Here is a 307-nt window from a genome sequence, read left to right on the forward strand (position 1 = left end):
GAAGTGTCCAAGCACCCAGATGATGAGGCCGACCAGCCAAAGACGCAGGCCAAGGCCCACGGCACCCGCCAGCGTGCCGTTCAAAATGGCGATGGAACGCGGCGCGCCGCCGAGCAGGATGTGCTCGGTCAACGCCCTGTGGACCGCGACGGTGAACCCCGGCACGATATCGAGGTGTTCGAGCGAGGTCGCCATACAGATCAATGCCCCGCCGCAGAAGGAAAAGAACGACAGGAAGAAGCTCGACGCCGCGAAGGCGATCGACAGGCCGAAGACGATCTGGATCAGCCGCATGAAACCGCCGGAG

1 protein-coding gene is annotated in these 307 nt (G+C 63.5%); it reads right to left on the minus strand.

What is annotated here, in order from left to right:
• The coding region (locus EN862_RS35530) for a hypothetical protein (RefSeq protein WP_245519831.1) at positions 1 to 294 on the minus strand (294 nt) is incomplete at its 3' end.
• Between the last annotated feature and the right edge of the window lie 13 nt (positions 295 to 307).

This window comes from Mesorhizobium sp. M2E.F.Ca.ET.219.01.1.1, from assembly GCF_004016445.2.
Lineage (GTDB): Bacteria > Pseudomonadota > Alphaproteobacteria > Rhizobiales > Rhizobiaceae > Mesorhizobium.